Consider the following 15,798-nt stretch of genomic DNA (forward strand, 5'->3'; position numbering starts at 1 on the left):
AAGCTTATGTACTCATTATACCAGATTTCAAGGGCCAAGGAACCTTTTTCGAACCACCCGGCAGGCCGCGCGAATATGATTGTTCTCACCTATCGCATCGAAACGCCGGGCAATATCGAGGCGCTGGCGGCCAAGATCGCAAGCGACCAGTCGACCGGAACCTTCGTCGCGCTGGCCGGCGAGACCGAAGAGCTCAAGGCCAGGGTCGCAGCGCGAGTCCTGGCGATACGGCATCTGCCGGATGCGGATCGGCCGTCTCTTCCCGAAACCGGTCCCGAAGCGCGCAACGGCCCGGTCAAGCGCGCCGACGTCGACATCGCCTTTCCGCTGGACGCCATCGGCACCGACCTGTCGGCGCTGATGACCATCGTCATCGGCGGCACCTTTTCGATCAAGGGCCTGTCCGGCATTCGTGTCGTCGACATGAGGCTGCCCGAGGAGTACCGGGGCGCGCATCCGGGCCCGCAATTCGGCGTCACGGGCAGCCGCAGGCTGACCGGTGTCGTGGATCGTCCGATCATCGGGACCATCGTCAAGCCGGCGCTGGGACTCCGCCCGTACGAGACGGCCGCAATGGTGCAAGAGCTGATTGCGGCCGGCGTCGACTTCATCAAGGACGACGAGAAGCTGATGAGCCCGGCCTATTCGCCGCTGTCGGAGCGGGTGAGGGCAATCATGCCGCTGATCCTCGACCACGAGCAGAAGACCGGTAAGAAGGTCATGTATGCCTTCGGCATTTCACATGCCGATCCCGACGAGATGATGCGAAACCACGATCTGGTGGCAAAGGCCGGCGGCAATTGCGCGGTGGTCAATATCAATTCGATCGGTTTCGGCGGCATGGCTTACCTTCGAAAACGCTCCAGCCTTGTGCTCCATGCCCACCGCAATGGCTGGGACATTCTCACCCGTCATCCCGGCCTTGGCATGGATTTCAAGGTCTGGCAGCAGTTCTGGCGGCTGCTCGGCGTCGACCAGTTCCAGATCAACGGCATCGCCTCAAAATACTGGGAACCCGACTGGTCCTTCGTCGAATCCTTCAAGGCGGTGACCACGCCGATCTTTTCGCCGGCCGATTGCGCATTGCCGGTCGCCGGCTCCGGCCAGTGGGGCGGGCAGGCGCCTGAAACCTTCCAGCGAACCGGCCGGACGGTCGATCTTCTCTATCTCTGCGGCGGTGGCATCGTCAGCCACCCGGACGGGCCGGGCGCCGGCGTGCGCGCCGTGCAGCAGGCCTGGCAGGCGGCGGTCCAGGACATTTCGTTGGCGGATTATGCCTTGAGCCATGTCGAGCTGGCGCGGTCGATCGAGAAGTTCGGCGGCGGCGAGGCGGCCTGACGCCATGCAAAACCTGCTTCTGAGTTACTATGGCGACGACCTGACCGGCTCGACCGACGTTATGGAGGCGCTCGAGCTCGGCGGCGTGCCGACCGTCCTGTTCATGCGCCAGCCGGACGAGGCGCTGCTTTCGCAATTTGCGCATTGCCGCGCCCTTGGGCTGGCCGGCACCAGCCGCAGCGAGACGCCGCAGTGGATGGACACGCATCTGCGAGATGCCTTCGCCTGGCTGAAGACCGTCAACGCCGAGATCTGCCACTACAAGGTCTGCTCGACCTTCGATTCCAGCCCGGCAATCGGCAGCATCGGCCGGGCGATCGAAATCGGCCGCTCGGTTTTCCGGCAAGAGGGCGTGCCGCTGGTGGTCGGCGCGCCGCAGCTGAAGCGCTACACCGCCTTCGGTCATCTGTTCGCGGCCTATCGCGAAAAATATTTCCGCATCGACCGCCATCCCGTGATGAGCCGCCATCCGACCACGCCGATGGACGAATCCGACCTGCTGATCCATCTGTCGCGCCAGACCAGCCTCGCCTCGGGCCTGGTCGACCTGGCGACGCTGCAGTCTGCGTCGCGGTCGAAAGCATTCGACCGGCTTGTGGAGAATGGCTCAGGTATTGTGCTTGTCGATGTCGATAGCCTGGAAACCCAGGCACTTGCCGGCAAGGAGATTTGGCGCGCTCGCAAGCCGGGCGGTTATTTCGTCGTCGGCTCTTCAGGCATCGAATATGCCTTGCTGGTCGAATGGGCAGCGAACCGGATCGTGGATACCAAATCCGCCTTTTCGCCGCCGGGCGCTGCCGACAGGATCGCCGTGGTCTCGGGGAGCTGCTCGCCGACGACGGAACGACAGATCCGTTATGCTCTGGCCGACGGCTTCGACGGGATCGAGCTCGACCCAGTCGAACTGGTTTCTGAGGCTTCGAACGACGCGATTGCGCGCGCGGTGGCAACCGGCCGCTCCAGCCTACGGGCCGGGCGCAGCGTCATCCTCTACACCGCGCTCGGGCCTGCGGCCGACCGCGGTGCAGAAATCGATCTCCGGGAAGGCGCCCGCCATAAGCTCGGCCACGGCCTTGGCGAGGTTCTCCGCGAACTGACGCTTCAAGAGAAGCTACTGCGCGTGGTCATCGCCGGCGGCGACACGTCGAGCCATGCACTTGGCCAGATGGGCGTAGACGCGCTGACTGTGCGAATGCCGCTGCCGGCATCGCCGGGCTCGCCACTTTGTGTGGCGCATTCAAGCATTAAGGCGATCGATGGGCTGGAAATTGCCCTCAAGGGTGGGCAGGTCGGAACCGACCGCTATTTCTCCGCTATTCGCGATGGGGTCGGCGGTTGAGAGCGGGGAATGTCAGGTCAAATCGGTGATGCTCGATCGGGATCGAGGATACTAGCCGGCAAACCAGAAATCTCAGGCGTTCAGATCAGCGGCAATGCCACTCATCACGCTATCTGCCCATTGTCCTGCCTGGATGATACTGACGGGCGTAGGCGACACAGGCGTCTACCGTGCTGACACAGAGCGCATCGCGGTTGTTCGGCAGGTTGTTGTCGCCGGCGTAGGCAACCTCGGCAACATGACCGTCAACCATTCGAATTTGCGTGTTGCAATAGCCGCCGGGGGCGACGTTGACGGAACCTCCCAGCGCCGGGACCGGGCCAATGGCCACGGTCGGAACGACAATGTTGAGATTGCCGCGTTGAACGACGCGCTGATAGGTCCAGATCTGGCCGGATTTGCCGACATCGGCAGTGGCGGTCGGAAAGCCGGCGCACATTCGAACGTCCGCCTCGCTAAGGCCGACCATCTCCCTGCGGGCTGCCGCCGCCGTGGCGTCTTCCTTCGCAGTGCTCGACGTGTCGTCGGGCATGACGCAGGAAGACAGGATGGCGGCGCTTGCCGATAGAAGGAGAAAGGCAAGCTTTCGGGTGTGGAAAGATGTCATACCAACTTCGGATTGCACGGGAGCCCCGAATGCCAACCTAGGAAGTGGGCCAATCGAGTCAACCGGCAGAAAATTCACGAAGTCGTTTGGTCCGCCAATCCGCCGCACGCATCTGCTGGAAGAGGTTGAGGCTGCTGCCGTGACCCTCGCGCCCTATCTTCCGCCTGGGCATCGGATTTCCAAATCCGACCCCTCTTCTTGTCAGATGTACTGGCGCACGGTGCTGTGACTTTGGTTCGGCCGACGGTGTGCTAGTTTCCAGCCAATTGCTCCGGAGACGTCATGCCTATCAAGCTGCAAGAAATCGCCCTCGCTCTTCTGCTGTTGGTTGCCGGAGTTGGGGTGGGTCACGCGGAGACGGCCCAGCGGCCGCCGCCCACAGGCGGGGTTCTCTCGCTCCTGCCACCGCCGCAGACTTCCGATCATTCGATCGTCATAGCCGGACGCACGCTCGATTACGAGGCCAAGGCCGGCACGCTGTCATTGCCGTCCGGCAAAGGCGATATCACCGCCGAGATTTTCTACGTCGCCTATGCACTGCATTCCGGGAAAGAAACGGGACCGGATCCGCGGCGCCCGATCACCTTCGTGTTCAATGGCGGTCCGGGAGCAGCTTCCGCTTATCTTCATCTCGGCGCGCTCGGTCCGCGGGTCCTGGCGACGGCGGCCGATGGAAGTTTCCTGCCGCCGCCGCAGAGGCTGTTCGACAACCCCGACACTTGGCTCGACATGACCGACCTGGTCTTTGTGGACCCTGTTGGAACCGGTTACAGCCGTGAAGCGCCCGGCACAGAAGCACACAGCTTCTGGGGCGTCAGCCAGGACGTCGCGTCGATAGGCGCGTTTATCCGGCTCTATCTGGCGCAGACGAACCGTACGGCATCGCCTGTCTTCCTGGCTGGCGAAAGCTATGGCGGCTTTCGAGCAGCATTGCTCGCCAGGAAGCTTCAGGAAGACATCGGCATCAGCCCGAGTGGCGTCGTGCTGATTTCGCCGGCGCTCGAATTCACGCTGGTGCGCCCAGACGAGTTCCAGCCGCTCCACTGGGCGCTGGAACTGCCGTCGCTGGCGGCAGTGCGCCTACACAGCGAAGGCGTTTCCGGCCCGGCCCTGCAGGAGCGGCTGGCGGAAGTCGAACGCTATGCGCTCGGCGATTATCTGGCCGCGCTGGCCGGTGGGCTGGAGCAGGGTGGACGCCTGGCGAGCCAGCGTGTCGCCGCAATCACCGGTCTGCCGCTCGATCTCGTCCAGCGGCACTTTGCACGCATTCCCATAGGGCTGTTCGCCAAGGAGTTTGCACGGGCAAAGGGCAATGTTCTCAGCGCCTATGACGGCAACATCGCGACAGCGGACGTGGCGCCAGAGAGCCTGGGAGTCGAGGGTCCCGATCCGGTGCTCGACCGAAGCGTGCCGGCGCTCACCTCCGCTTTCGTCGGCTATGTGCGTGATGAATTGAACTTCCGCACGGATATCAGCTATCGGCTTCTCAACCGTGAAGTCAGCGGCAATTGGGACTATGGGACGAGCGCGACGCGTCAGGGCTATGCGGGTGTCATGGACGACCTTCAACAGGCGCGCGTGCTAAACCCCAGCCTCGGCGTGCTGATCGTCAACGGCTACAGCGACCTGGTGACGCCGTACATGGGCTCGCGCTACCTGCTTGGTCAAATTCCTTCGCTTGCCGGCGCAAAGCCCATTCGCACCGAGGTGCTGGAGGGCGGGCACATGATGTATCTGAGGCCGGATGGACGGGCGGCACTGAAGCAGGCCGCGTCCGAGCTTTACCGAACGACGCAATGAGACGGTTTGCCCAAAAAAGCGCCGGATACGCTGTTCGCCCTCTCATCAGGCCCTAGTTCCATCGCGATTGATCGGTTACACACCTAGGATGGCGTCTTTCAGCGACGTTCGACAACGGATTAGCCGGCTCTCCAGAATCGCGCCACTGGTGCGGCGTGCTGCCGAGCGGGCCATTCGGAACACCAAGCCACACAGGCTGACAAGCCTTGTTGACCGTTGGAATGCGCTGTCGCTGGCAACGCAGTTCCTGCTCGCGGGCGGTCTATTTTCCCTGTCAGCCATGGTGGTGGTGGGGATTTCCGTCACGAACCATATAGAAACCGTGGTCACGCAGAATTCGGCTTCCGCAACGGCTCTTTACGTGGACAGCGTCATCGCGCCGCTGCTTCCGGATATGCGCAAGAGCGAAGTGCTCGACGAGAGCGTCGCCCACGCGCTCGATGAAACGCTGGGACAAGGGGCACTCGGCACAAGGCTCGAATCCTTCAAGCTCTGGCGTCGCGACGGAACCATCCTGTATTCGACCGACAAGACATTGATCGGCAAGCGCTTTGAACCCAGCGACAATCTCCGGGCGGCATTCGCAGGCCAAATGGTCTCGGAGTTCGACAAGCTGGACGATTCGGACAGCGAGGCCGAAAGGGCCAGCGGCTTGCATCTTCTCGAGATCTACAATCCGGTGCTGCAGCCATGGTCAGGGGAAGTGGTGGCCGTTTCAGAATTCTACGAGGTCGCCACTGATTTTGAAAGAAACCTGCATCAGGCACTCATTCGAACCTGGCTGGACGTTGCCGCCGTCACAGCGGCCTTCTTTCTCGGGCTGTCGGCAATCGTGTTCCGTGGCAGCCGCATGATCAGTTCGCAGAGCCGCTCGTTGAAGCAGCGCATTGCCGAGCTTTCCGATCTGCTTGCGCAAAACAGACTGTTGAGGCTGCGGGTGCAGCGTGCCTCGCAGCGTGCCACCGCACTTAACGAACGCTATCTCAGGCGCATCGGTGCGGACTTGCACGATGGCCCGGCGCAATTGGTTGCTCTCGCGGCGCTGGGGATCGACAGCCCCGTCATTGCCGATCCCGCTACGCCGCAATCGAAGCGTGCACAGGAATTGCTGGCCATCAAAGCACATCTGGACGATGCCATGCGCGAGATCAGGAGCATCAGCAAGGGCCTTGTCCTGCCGCATATCGAGCATGCCGAACTGGGTGAAATTCTCCAGCTTGCCGTACGGGCGCACGAAGAACGAACCGGCGTCAAAGTGACACTATCGATGACCGGCGGCCATGCGCCATTGTCGCCGGCGGCCAAGATCTGCATCTTCCGCTTCGTCCAGGAGGCGCTGAACAATGGATTCCGTCATGCCGGAGGTGAAGGTCAGTCGGTCGAGAAACATTTCGACGGCGAGCGCGTTTGTATCGAAGTGGCCGACGCCGGCGCCGGCTTTGACCCGCAAATCGTGCGTCCCGAGAGGCTGGGACTCGTAGGGCTGCGCGAGCGGGTGGAAAGCCTCGGGGGCCAGTTTACCGTAACTTCCTCACAGAGTGGCACAGTCGTAAGAATGGCCCTCAACATCGTTGAAATGGGGCAGACATGACAGTAGCCATCAAGCTCGCCATCGTCGACGACCACCCGCTGTTCAGGGAAGGCGTTGTGCGCACGCTCGATCAGATCGGCGGGTTCGAGATCGTCGGTGAAGGAAGCAGCAGAGACGATGCCCTGCGGATAATCGAAGACCAGCGGCCCGACATTCTGCTGATGGACATCTCGGTTCCTGGAGGTGGCCTTGGCGTGATCGGACCGGCCCTTGAGCGGCATCCGGCACTGAAAATTGTGATGCTGACCGTTTCGGAAGAAAACCAGCACGTGATGACCGCGTTGCAGAGCGGGGCAAGGGGCTATGTTCTGAAGGGGGTCGGGTCGAGGACGTTGGCTGCGATCCTGCGCACGGTAGCGTCGGGCGAACGATATGTCTGTCCACAATTGTCGGCGCGCCTGTTGGCCGATCTCTCGGCTCAATCAAAAGAGCCGGCGAAAGCTGACGGACTTGCCGACCTCACCAGCCGCGAAAGGGAGATCCTGACGCTGGTTGCCGCGGGACTGAGCAACAAGCGGATCGGGCTTCGGCTGAACCTCCATGAAAAGACGATAAAGCACCACATGACGCGAATCCTGGCCAAGCTCAACGTCAGCAACAGGACCGAAGCTGCCATGACCTTGCGCGACGCGACTGAGCGCCGCCATCCGCCTGTTCGCGATCATGCTTGAGCCGAAATTGCCGCACTGCGCGGCCATGTGAACTGGCCCTCAGTTGATCATTCCAAGCAACCTGTCCCGATCGGAACGCGTCGCCAGGCGCCGAATGATGATGCGGCCCTCGGCATCCCGCATTTCATATTGGTCGCTGTCGATGCGTTCGCTGAGTCCGTTCGAATGCACCACGCCAATGCTCGGGCCGCTCACCTCGACCCGGTCTCCTGTGGATGCGTTGACAAAGAGTTTTGGCTTGCTATCGGGGTTTACCGCAGGGGCGGGATCAGGGAGATTGTCGTCCTGCGACTTTGCTTTGCCCTTGCCGGCACCAGCGTTCGAGTTCGAATTGCCGGAGTTTCCACCCGAATTGCCCGAATTCCCGTTCCCGTTCCCGTTCCCGCCATTGCCGTTGCCGTTCCCGCCATCTTTGGCCCAGGCAGCCTGCGGGCCATCGAACACGACGCGATAGGGGCTTACGACGAGAATGAAGGTCAAGACGACTACAGAAATGCCGACACGACGTCCTCGTGAAGATCCGGTCCTTCGTTTCCGGGTCGTCATCAATGAACTTGCCCGTCGCATGTCGGAACTCCCCTTAATCATACGGCTCTGTCGTACTGCCTCCTGTTCGAATTCGTGTGATGCTTAAAACAATGGTTTGCGTCCGGAACGTCAAGGCCCACCAGTCCCACGATGGTAACTGGTGGGTCTCGCTAGCGCAGGAAGGGACTATTTACTGCGCAAGTCTTTTGCCTTCCTTTGGTTGCGTCTCTCCGCGGTAGCGCCGACTTCCACCGTCAGCCAACAATAAATCCAATGGCCGCGACCCCGAAACACAGGCCAAATAACGGAAAAAGCAGCCAACGTGCCTGGTGAATGCTCGGGTCCATGGCGGCCTCCTGTAACAGTCGGCATCGCAACGGGGCTCCTCGGAACTCAGTTCCTGAAACTCTCGCATTTCGGGCTTTTGCGATAGCAGCCTCGGACCAAAGTTTGGCTGTGCGGGTCCTTGGTCGATAGGCTTACAGACTGAAGTCCCTATGCCAGGAGCCTGCCCTGCATTCGGCGACCTTTGTGTCCAACTGGCAGCTGCGATCCACCGCCCCTTCGAATGCTTTGCGTTTCTGGCTCTATGGCAGCAACGCCGTTGGTCTACTGCCGCATCGTTGAAACGCCACCAATGCAGACCCATATGCGAATTGCGTCGGATGTCTCCTCCCATTGCGTCCGGCGCGTTCCCCTCTGGAGGTTATAGACCTTCACACTTGGCCGGGCTTAACAACCCGGCCTTTTCTTTTGGCATTTGTATAATCGCCTGATGGCCCTAGTTTGCGAGACATCGGTAAAATCGATTTGCAAATGCATTCAAGTGCCCATAGCCTGTCACCATGAGCACGATTTCCAAAGTTGCCACGCGAGCGGGCGTGTCGCGCACGACCGTGTCGCATGTCATCAACCATGCGGACCGGGTATCGAAATCGCTGCGTGAGCGCGTACAAGCGGCGATCGACGAACTCGGCTACACCCCGAACCCGCAGGCGCAGAGCCTGCGCACCGGCCGTACCAACATTATCGCGATGCTGATCCCGGACATCCGCAACCCGTTCTATCCGGAGCTGGTGAAAACGGCGCAGTCGACGCTCGAAGTGGTCGGCCTCGACATGCTGATCTTCAACACCGACGTGCCGGGCGGACATTCACAGGATCACGGCCGCGAGTATTTGCGCCAGATCGGTCGCAAGCGGGTCGACGGCGTCATCGTTGCCGACTTCGCGCTGCACGGCATGCACAGCGAACTGCTCAGCCTCGATCTGCCCGCCGTCTTCATCGGCCATCTGCCGAACCATGCTGTCGACAGCGTCCAGCTGGACGATTTCGGCGGCGGCTATCTGATGGGCGAGTATCTGGCGAAGAGGGGCCATCGCCGCGTCGCCCATGTCACCGGGCCATCCTTTTTCAAGGAGGCGATGGCGCGCGCCGCCGGTTTCGAAAAAGGGCTCGCCGACAATGGTGTGCCAATCTCCGCCGATCTGCGGTTCGAGGGAAGCTATCTTGCCCCGTCAGGGCGGGAAGCGGTCACCTGGCTCAGGGAGAAGCACGGCGGAAACCTGCCGTCGGCGATGTTCTTCGCCAATTATCTGATGGCCTCCGGTGCGCTGACCGAATTCTACGACCATGGGATCAATATCCCTCAGGATATCGCCATCGCAGTCTTCGATGACCTGCCTCAACTGGAATATGTCAGGCCGAAGCTGACCTGTGTCGGCAACAGTCCGACAATGCTTGCCAAGCGCGCCACGGAAATGCTGCTCGAACGGCTGGGCGGCAAAGTCGAGGGCGCGCCGCGCACCGAAGTGATCCCATGCGCGTTGAGCCCATTCGACAGCGCGTGACGCCAGATGCCGGCAAAGGGAACGGAGGTCCCTTCGCCAACGTTCGACCGAACAACATCCAAGGGAGGAATTGATGACTGACAAAACGACCCGCGACCGGCCATTGGCCAGCCTGAATCGCCGTCGGCTGATCCAGGGCGGCGCCACTTTCGCTGCCGCCGGCCTCACAGGCTTCCCGTTCATCAACAGGATGGCCGTGCGCGCTCAGGAAGCGCCGCTGAAATTCTGGCAGTTCTATGCGCCTGGCGGAGACGTGAAGCCGCAGGTCCAGTGGTTCGAGAAGCTGGTGGCCGACTGGAACGACGGCCACGACCAGAAGGTCGAGCTCGAATATGTCGTCAACAGCGAGTACATCTCCGGTTCCAAGCTGGCAACGGCCTTCGCGTCGGGCGAGGGTCCTGACATCTTCCTCATCAGCCCCGGCGATTTCCTGCGTTATTACAATGGCGGCGTGCTTGCCGACCTGACGCCGCATATCGAGGATGCCGCCAAAGCCGATTTCCCGGAAAGCGTCATCGCCAACCGCATGGTGGACGGCAAGATCTACGGTGTGCCGATGGAAGTCGAGCCGATGGCCTTCTACTATTCGGTCAAAGCCTTCGAGGATGCAAAGCTCAACGAGAACGACGTGCCGAAGACCTGGGACGAGCTGTTGGCGGTCGCCAAAAAGCTGACGACGCCCAGTCGCTACGGCGTGCTGTTCGAAACGACTCCCGGCTATTACCAGAACTTCACCTGGTATCCGTTCCTGTGGCAGGGCGGCGGCGAATTCCAGGGCAAGGACGGCAAGAGCGCCTTCGATTCGCCGGCCACCGTCCAGGCGCTGAAACTCTGGCAGGATGCCATCAATACCGGCGTGGCGCCGCGTCAAGTGGTCGGCGGTGGTTTCGACATAGTCGCCAATCTCGGGGCAGGGCTGTGCGCCATGCAGAACTGCGGCATCTGGGGCATTTCGGCGATGGACAACAACGCCAAGGACGTGCCCTACGGCATCTTCAAATTGCCGACGCCGGCCAATGGCAAATACGTCACTGTCGGCGGCGGCTGGGCCTTCGTCGCCAATGCCGGGGGCAAGAACCCAGATGCCTCCGCCCAGTTCTGCGCCTGGGCGCTGGCCTCGATGGACCAGGCCTCGATCGACCGTGTCGTCAACTGGTGCACGGTCGCCAAGAGCGACATGCCGCCGCGCAACAGCGCGCTGAAGGCCGGCGCCGATGTCTTCAGCACGGGCAAGTTCGGCACCTTCGCCAAGGAGATCCACCCGGGAACGCGTGCCGAGCCGCGGGTTCCGCCGGAGGCGTACAAGATCATCTCCGACGCCATCCAGTCGGCACAGCTTGGCGGGGTTGATGCCCAGCAGGCGGCGACGACGGCCAGTCAGCAACTCGATGCGTTCCTCGCTTCCTATTCCGGCGCGCCGATCCTTTAGGCCCTTTCCAGCATGGATCAGTTGAAACCGCCAGCCGCGGGCGCGAATTCCGCCCGCGGCCTCACCGCCAAGCAAAGGGAGCGCTGCGCCGCATGGCTGTTCGTCCTGCCCGATGCGGTTGGCCTACTGGTGTTCGTCGGCGTGCCGATGCTGCTGTCGCTCGCCGTCGGGTTCTTCGAGGTCAACGGCTTCGGCGGCTACAGGTTCGTCGGGTTCGGCAATTACAGGCGCATGTGGGGCGACCCGCTGTTCTGGTCGTCCGTGAAGGTGACGGTAGCCTATGCCGTCATGCTGGTGCCGGCGCTCTACGTCGCCGGACTGGGACTGGCGCTTCTGGTGCAGAAGACCAACCGCTTCAACGCGGTCATGCGCTCGATGTTCTTTGCGCCGCAGATGGTCAGCCTGGTCGTGGTGGCGCTCGTGTGGCAGCTCATGCTGGTCGAAAAGGTCGGCATCGTCAGCCGGCTGGCGCCGCTCGTCGGTCTCGGCGGAATTTCGCTGCTCGGCGATCCAAATCTGGCGCTGTTCACGCTGGTGCTGGTCAGCGTCTGGTTCCTGATGGGTTTCTACATGCTGATCTTCCTCGGCGGGCTCCAGGACATCCCGGCAGAGTACTACGAAGCCGCAAAGATCGACGGTGCCGGGCCGGTGACAAGCTTCTGGTACATTACTTTGCCCTTGCTTAAGCCGACCAGCTTCTTCGTCCTCCTGGTCTCGCTCGTCGCGGCTGTCGCCGGCGGCCAGGTCTTCGACCTGATCTATGTGATGACCAAAGGCGGGCCGGTCAATTCGACCTCGGTGCTGATCATCTACATCTACAAGCAGGCGTTCCAGTTCGGCGCCTTCGGCTATGCATCGGCAATGGCATCGCTGCTGGTGCTGGCGCTGATGCTGGTCACGGTCTTCTTCTTCGTGCTGACGCGCGGCGGACGTTTCGAGCATGACTGACGGCCGAACTCATTCCGGCCGTTCGCAGATACGAGCGGCGAGGCTTGCCTGGATGCTGGCGACCGCAGCGCTTGGCCTGATGACGGTGTTCCCGCTTGTCTGGATGCTGGTCATCTCGCTCAAGCCGGCGAGCGACGTCTTCACGCCGAGCCTCATTCCGGAACGGCCGACGCTCGGCAATTTCCTCTATGTGCTGACCGAGGTGCCGTTCCTGCGCTATCTCTTCAATTCGTTCTTTGTGTCGGCCACAGTAACCGTCGCTGCGCTGTTCTTCCATTCGATGGCCGGCTATTCGCTCGCACGGCTGCGTTTTCCGGGCCGCGACATTCTGTTCCTCGCCATGTTCTCGACCTTCCTGGTGTCGCTGCCAGTAATCATCGTGCCGCTGTTCATTTTGACGCGGACGCTGCACATGTTGGACAGCTATGCCGGGCTGATCATTCCGGCGATCTTCAACGCGTTCGGCATCTTTCTGCTCAGGCAATACTACCTGTCGCTGCCCAGGGAACTGGAAGAAGCCGCGATCATGGACGGCGCCGGCTACTGGCGCATCTATTGGAGCATCATCCTGCCGCTCAGCCGGCCGATCCTGTCGGCACTGGCGATCCTGTTCTTCCTCGCCAACTGGAACGCTTTCCTGTGGCCGTTGACGATCACATCGGACCTCAACCTCTGGGTGGTGCAGGTAGCCATTGCGAACTTCAAGAGCCAGTACGCCGCCGCCTGGAATTATGTCATGGCCGCCTCGACCATCGTCGCCGTGCCGATGCTGGTCCTCTTCGTGATCTTCCAGCGCCAGATCATGGAATCCATCAAGACAAGCGGCCTGAAATAACCGCTGAAGCAAGAGGAGAAACACATGGATAATGCCGGCCTGTCGCCGCTTCGCGGGCTCGCCAAATTGCGCGACGCCAAAACCCGCCGGTTCTCAAGCTACGACCGCACCGGCGGCAATGACGACCGGCTGCACATTGAACCCGGCCAGACGGTGGTGATTGCCGAGCATGACGGTGCCGGCATCGTCACGCATATCTGGGCGACGCTCGCCTGCGAGAGCGAGGCGTTCCTGCGCAAGATCGTATTGCGCGCCTATTGGGATGGTGAGGCACATCCGAGCATCGAAACGCCGATCGGCGATTTCTTCGGCATGGGCCATGCCCGCACCCGCAATTTTGCCAGCCTGCCGGTGCAGGCAAGTCCAGAGGATGGCAAGGCCTTCAACTGCTACTTTCCGATGCCGTTTGCCAGCCACATGCGCTTCACCGTCACCAATGAGGCTGAGGACGACCTGCTTTTCTATTACTATGTCGATCTCGAACTGCATGAGGAACTCGAGGAAGGCCTGGGCCGCTTCCACGCCCAATACAGGCAGCAGCGACCTGACGGCATAGACGAGACGGGGCTGGCCAACGAGCAGGTCCTGTTTGGCGGGGAAAACACCGACGGGAACGGCAACTACACCATCCTGGAGGCGGAAGGTCATGGCCACTATGTCGGCGTACTCTATTCCGTCTATTCGCGGCGGCGTTCCGCACTATGGGACTGGTATGGCGAGGGCGACGACATGATCTTCGTCGATGGCGAGCCGGGCATTTCCGTGCCGGATACAGTGCGCAAGCCCGATCCGCGCATCGGACCGAAGGCCGAACTGATCGACGATCGCGGCGAGACCGGCCCCGGCGCCAACGATGCCTGGCCGCCGACGCTGCACGGCACCGGCACGGAAGATTATTTCAATACGGCATGGTGCCCGACACAGGACTACAGCGCGCCCTATCACGGCATCATCGCCGCCGGCGGGCCGAACTGGACCGAGCCGGTTACGCTCTATCGCTGGCACATAGAGGACCCGGTCATCTTCCACAAACGCATCCGGGTGACCATCGAGCACGGTCACGCCAATCGCCGCTCGGACGACATTTCGTCGGTCGCCTTCTGGTATCAGGCCGAACCGCACAAACCGTTCGAAGCGCTTGTCGATGTCGAGGACCGCATCCCCACCTATCGCGCGCCTTATCACAATTGGAATGCCGCCTTCGACGAGAAGAGGCGTTAGGCCGGGATGCGTTCGAATTGAACCGTGCATCCCGCGCTATCTGTGTCGGGGCACGACCCTGCCGCAGCGTGCCGTCTCAGCTGCGAGGTGGAAGTTGCTGGACAGACCAGGTGTTGCCGTCGGGATCCTCAAAGAAGACAAATCTGCCCCAGGGAAAATCCTTGATATCGCTGACCTCGATACCTTGAGCGGCCAGGTACCGGTGAGCCTCATCGATATCGGGCACGACGAGTTGCAGGCCCCTTATGGATCCCGGGGGGCTGTCGACGAGGCCCTTGCCCATGGCAATCGAACAGGCCGAACCGGGCGGCGTCAATTGCACGAAACGTATCTCGTCGCTTACGGTGTGGTCGTGATCGAGATGAAAGCCGACCTTCCCAACATAAAAGGCAATTGCTCTATCGACGTCCGATACGGGGACCGGGACCAGCTCCAGCTTCCAATCCATGACAGCCCTTTCGCAGCTTGATCGCCAAGTGGTGCCGAACACCGTGGGCGCCATCCCGCCATCTTCCCAATGCCATTGTCGGCGCGGGCCGCTCAGTCAGTCAAGAGATACCCGGGCTCGGGCAACGTGAGGACTGGTCTCATTGCTGAGACGGCGTTCGGAACCGATGAGCACAAGCTCAGTTAGGCGGAGGACAACCACCTTTCGGATCAGCAAGGCCGACTTTAATGATCGGAACGCAGGCGCCGAATACAACTGTGGGAAGGTTGAACGGGCGTGGTTGACGCGCGAAGGGATTGCTTGGAAGCGACGCTCGCCGAAGCCGGCGAGATCGTCGGACGGCGAAGCCGAAGCGCAATTATGCCGTGAATGCCTACGATTCGGCCTGCCTTCTCCTTGCCGCGATCAAAGACGCCAGCACTGTATCCAAGGGACATCCGAGCCGGCGCGACGTTCTGGCGGCGGTGCACAATATCCGTTTCAAGGGAATCGCTTATCGCGAGCCCGTTCGGTGGGATGAAAAGGGTGACAATCTGGCCGCTGTGACTGCACTCAACGGGGTGAAAACGGCCGCTTCCGACAGATCGCCGAAATCCAGCAGATGCAGAGTGTCGAGCAGACCTGACGCCGACAGGCTCTCCGACCGAACCGGTTTCCGCCGCTTTGCCAGGACGATTTTCACAGGACCACGAAACAATAATCTCCGGTCGCCGTTTCGCCCGCAGAACCTTTCGAGGAGGCGACGATGAGCGCAACCGGCTTGGACGTTTTTGACAAAACGCTGCAAATAACAAACATCTGGCTTGACGAGATCATGGCGGATCTTGGTCCGGATCGACACGTGGCCTGGCATACATTGGGCGCCGTTCTGCGAACCCTTCGCGACAGGCTGCAGATCGGACTGGCGGCCAAATTGGGAGCGGAACTGCCGCTGCTCGTGCGCGGCGCCTACTATGATCGCTATCGGCCCGCCGACATGCCCGACAAGACACGCTCGCTCGAGAAGTTCCTGCAACACATCGCCGATGAATTGAAATCGACCCGTCCTGTCGATCCCGAGGATGCGGCACGCTCAGTGCTGCGTGTGCTTGCACGGCATATAGACCTTGGCCAGTCGGCAAAGGTGCGGGATGCGCTGCCAAAGGAAATCCAGGTCCTCTGGCCTGAAAGCGTGGGCGTCAAATAGCGGCGAT

Annotated in this window: 14 protein-coding genes; 11 read left to right on the forward strand and 3 right to left on the reverse strand. The window is 61.3% G+C overall.

The features are described 5' to 3' along the window. The first annotated feature begins 75 nt into the window (after positions 1–75). The gene (oiaX, locus tag NKH93_RS01460; RefSeq protein WP_352469595.1) at positions 76–1,338 is read left to right on the forward strand and encodes a 3-oxo-isoapionate-4-phosphate decarboxylase OiaX; all 1,263 of its coding nucleotides are present in this window, start codon (positions 76–78) and stop codon (positions 1,336–1,338) included. Between the two features lie 4 nt (positions 1,339–1,342). Beyond that, on the forward strand, positions 1,343–2,677 hold the full coding sequence (locus tag NKH93_RS01465) for a four-carbon acid sugar kinase family protein (RefSeq protein ID WP_352469596.1): 1,335 nt from the start codon (positions 1,343–1,345) through the stop codon (positions 2,675–2,677). Between the two features lie 109 nt (positions 2,678–2,786). Here NKH93_RS01465 and NKH93_RS01470 read toward each other — a convergent pair whose 3' ends face one another. Continuing rightward, positions 2,787–3,284, reverse strand: a complete 498-nt coding sequence (locus tag NKH93_RS01470; RefSeq protein WP_352741965.1) for a hypothetical protein — start codon at positions 3,282–3,284, stop codon at positions 2,787–2,789. Positions 3,285–3,566: 282 nt separating this feature from the next. On the opposite strand from NKH93_RS01470, the gene NKH93_RS01475 reads away from it, so the two are divergent. From NKH93_RS01475 to NKH93_RS01485, 3 genes are all read left to right on the forward strand, one after another. Next, positions 3,567–5,084, forward strand: coding sequence for a S10 family peptidase (locus tag NKH93_RS01475; RefSeq protein WP_352818039.1), 1,518 nt, complete (start codon positions 3,567–3,569; stop codon positions 5,082–5,084). Between the two features lie 148 nt (positions 5,085–5,232). Beyond that, positions 5,233–6,675, forward strand: a complete 1,443-nt coding sequence (locus NKH93_RS01480) for a sensor histidine kinase (protein ID WP_352926828.1) — start codon at positions 5,233–5,235, stop codon at positions 6,673–6,675. Further along, entirely contained in the window at positions 6,672–7,346 is a 675-nt protein-coding gene (locus NKH93_RS01485; protein ID WP_352448141.1) for a LuxR C-terminal-related transcriptional regulator, read from the forward strand. Before NKH93_RS01480 ends, NKH93_RS01485 begins: the two co-directional genes overlap by 4 nt. A 39-nt stretch (positions 7,347–7,385) precedes the next feature. Here NKH93_RS01485 and NKH93_RS01490 read toward each other — a convergent pair whose 3' ends face one another. Then, positions 7,386–7,826 carry a hypothetical protein gene (locus tag NKH93_RS01490; RefSeq protein WP_352918185.1) on the reverse strand — a complete coding sequence of 147 codons (441 nt, stop codon included), beginning with the start codon at positions 7,824–7,826 and terminating at the stop codon, positions 7,386–7,388. An 893-nt stretch (positions 7,827–8,719) separates the two neighbouring features. Between NKH93_RS01490 and NKH93_RS01495 the strand changes: the two genes are divergently transcribed. From NKH93_RS01495 to NKH93_RS01515, 5 genes are all read left to right on the forward strand, one after another. Continuing rightward, complete coding sequence (locus NKH93_RS01495; protein WP_352918183.1) at positions 8,720–9,724, forward strand: LacI family DNA-binding transcriptional regulator; 1,005 nt, start codon at positions 8,720–8,722, stop codon at positions 9,722–9,724. 73 nt (positions 9,725–9,797) lie between these two features. Continuing rightward, a complete protein-coding gene (locus NKH93_RS01500) occupies positions 9,798–11,153 on the forward strand; it encodes an ABC transporter substrate-binding protein (protein WP_023675491.1) in 1,356 nt (451 codons plus the stop codon). Between the two features lie 12 nt (positions 11,154–11,165). Beyond that, positions 11,166–12,101, forward strand: coding sequence for a carbohydrate ABC transporter permease (locus tag NKH93_RS01505; RefSeq protein WP_352767192.1), 936 nt, complete (start codon positions 11,166–11,168; stop codon positions 12,099–12,101). Next, the gene (locus tag NKH93_RS01510; protein WP_352682611.1) at positions 12,094–12,936 is read left to right on the forward strand and encodes a carbohydrate ABC transporter permease; all 843 of its coding nucleotides are present in this window, start codon (positions 12,094–12,096) and stop codon (positions 12,934–12,936) included. Before NKH93_RS01505 ends, NKH93_RS01510 begins: the two co-directional genes overlap by 8 nt. A gap of 24 nt (positions 12,937–12,960) precedes the next feature. Beyond that, on the forward strand, positions 12,961–14,157 hold the full coding sequence (locus NKH93_RS01515) for a glycoside hydrolase family 172 protein (RefSeq protein ID WP_352833851.1): 1,197 nt from the start codon (positions 12,961–12,963) through the stop codon (positions 14,155–14,157). A gap of 76 nt (positions 14,158–14,233) precedes the next feature. On the opposite strand, the gene NKH93_RS01520 is transcribed toward NKH93_RS01515, so the two are convergent. Further along, entirely contained in the window at positions 14,234–14,659 is a 426-nt protein-coding gene (locus NKH93_RS01520; RefSeq protein ID WP_352469607.1) for a VOC family protein, read from the reverse strand. A gap of 691 nt (positions 14,660–15,350) precedes the next feature. Here NKH93_RS01520 and NKH93_RS01525 point away from each other — a divergent pair. Next, positions 15,351–15,791 (forward strand): DUF2267 domain-containing protein, encoded by a 441-nt coding sequence (locus tag NKH93_RS01525; protein ID WP_352448133.1) that lies wholly within the window; start codon positions 15,351–15,353, stop codon positions 15,789–15,791. Positions 15,792–15,798: the final 7 nt, after the last annotated feature.

It is taken from the genome of Mesorhizobium sp. M0954, from assembly GCF_040319155.1.
In the GTDB taxonomy this organism is placed as follows: domain Bacteria; phylum Pseudomonadota; class Alphaproteobacteria; order Rhizobiales; family Rhizobiaceae; genus Mesorhizobium.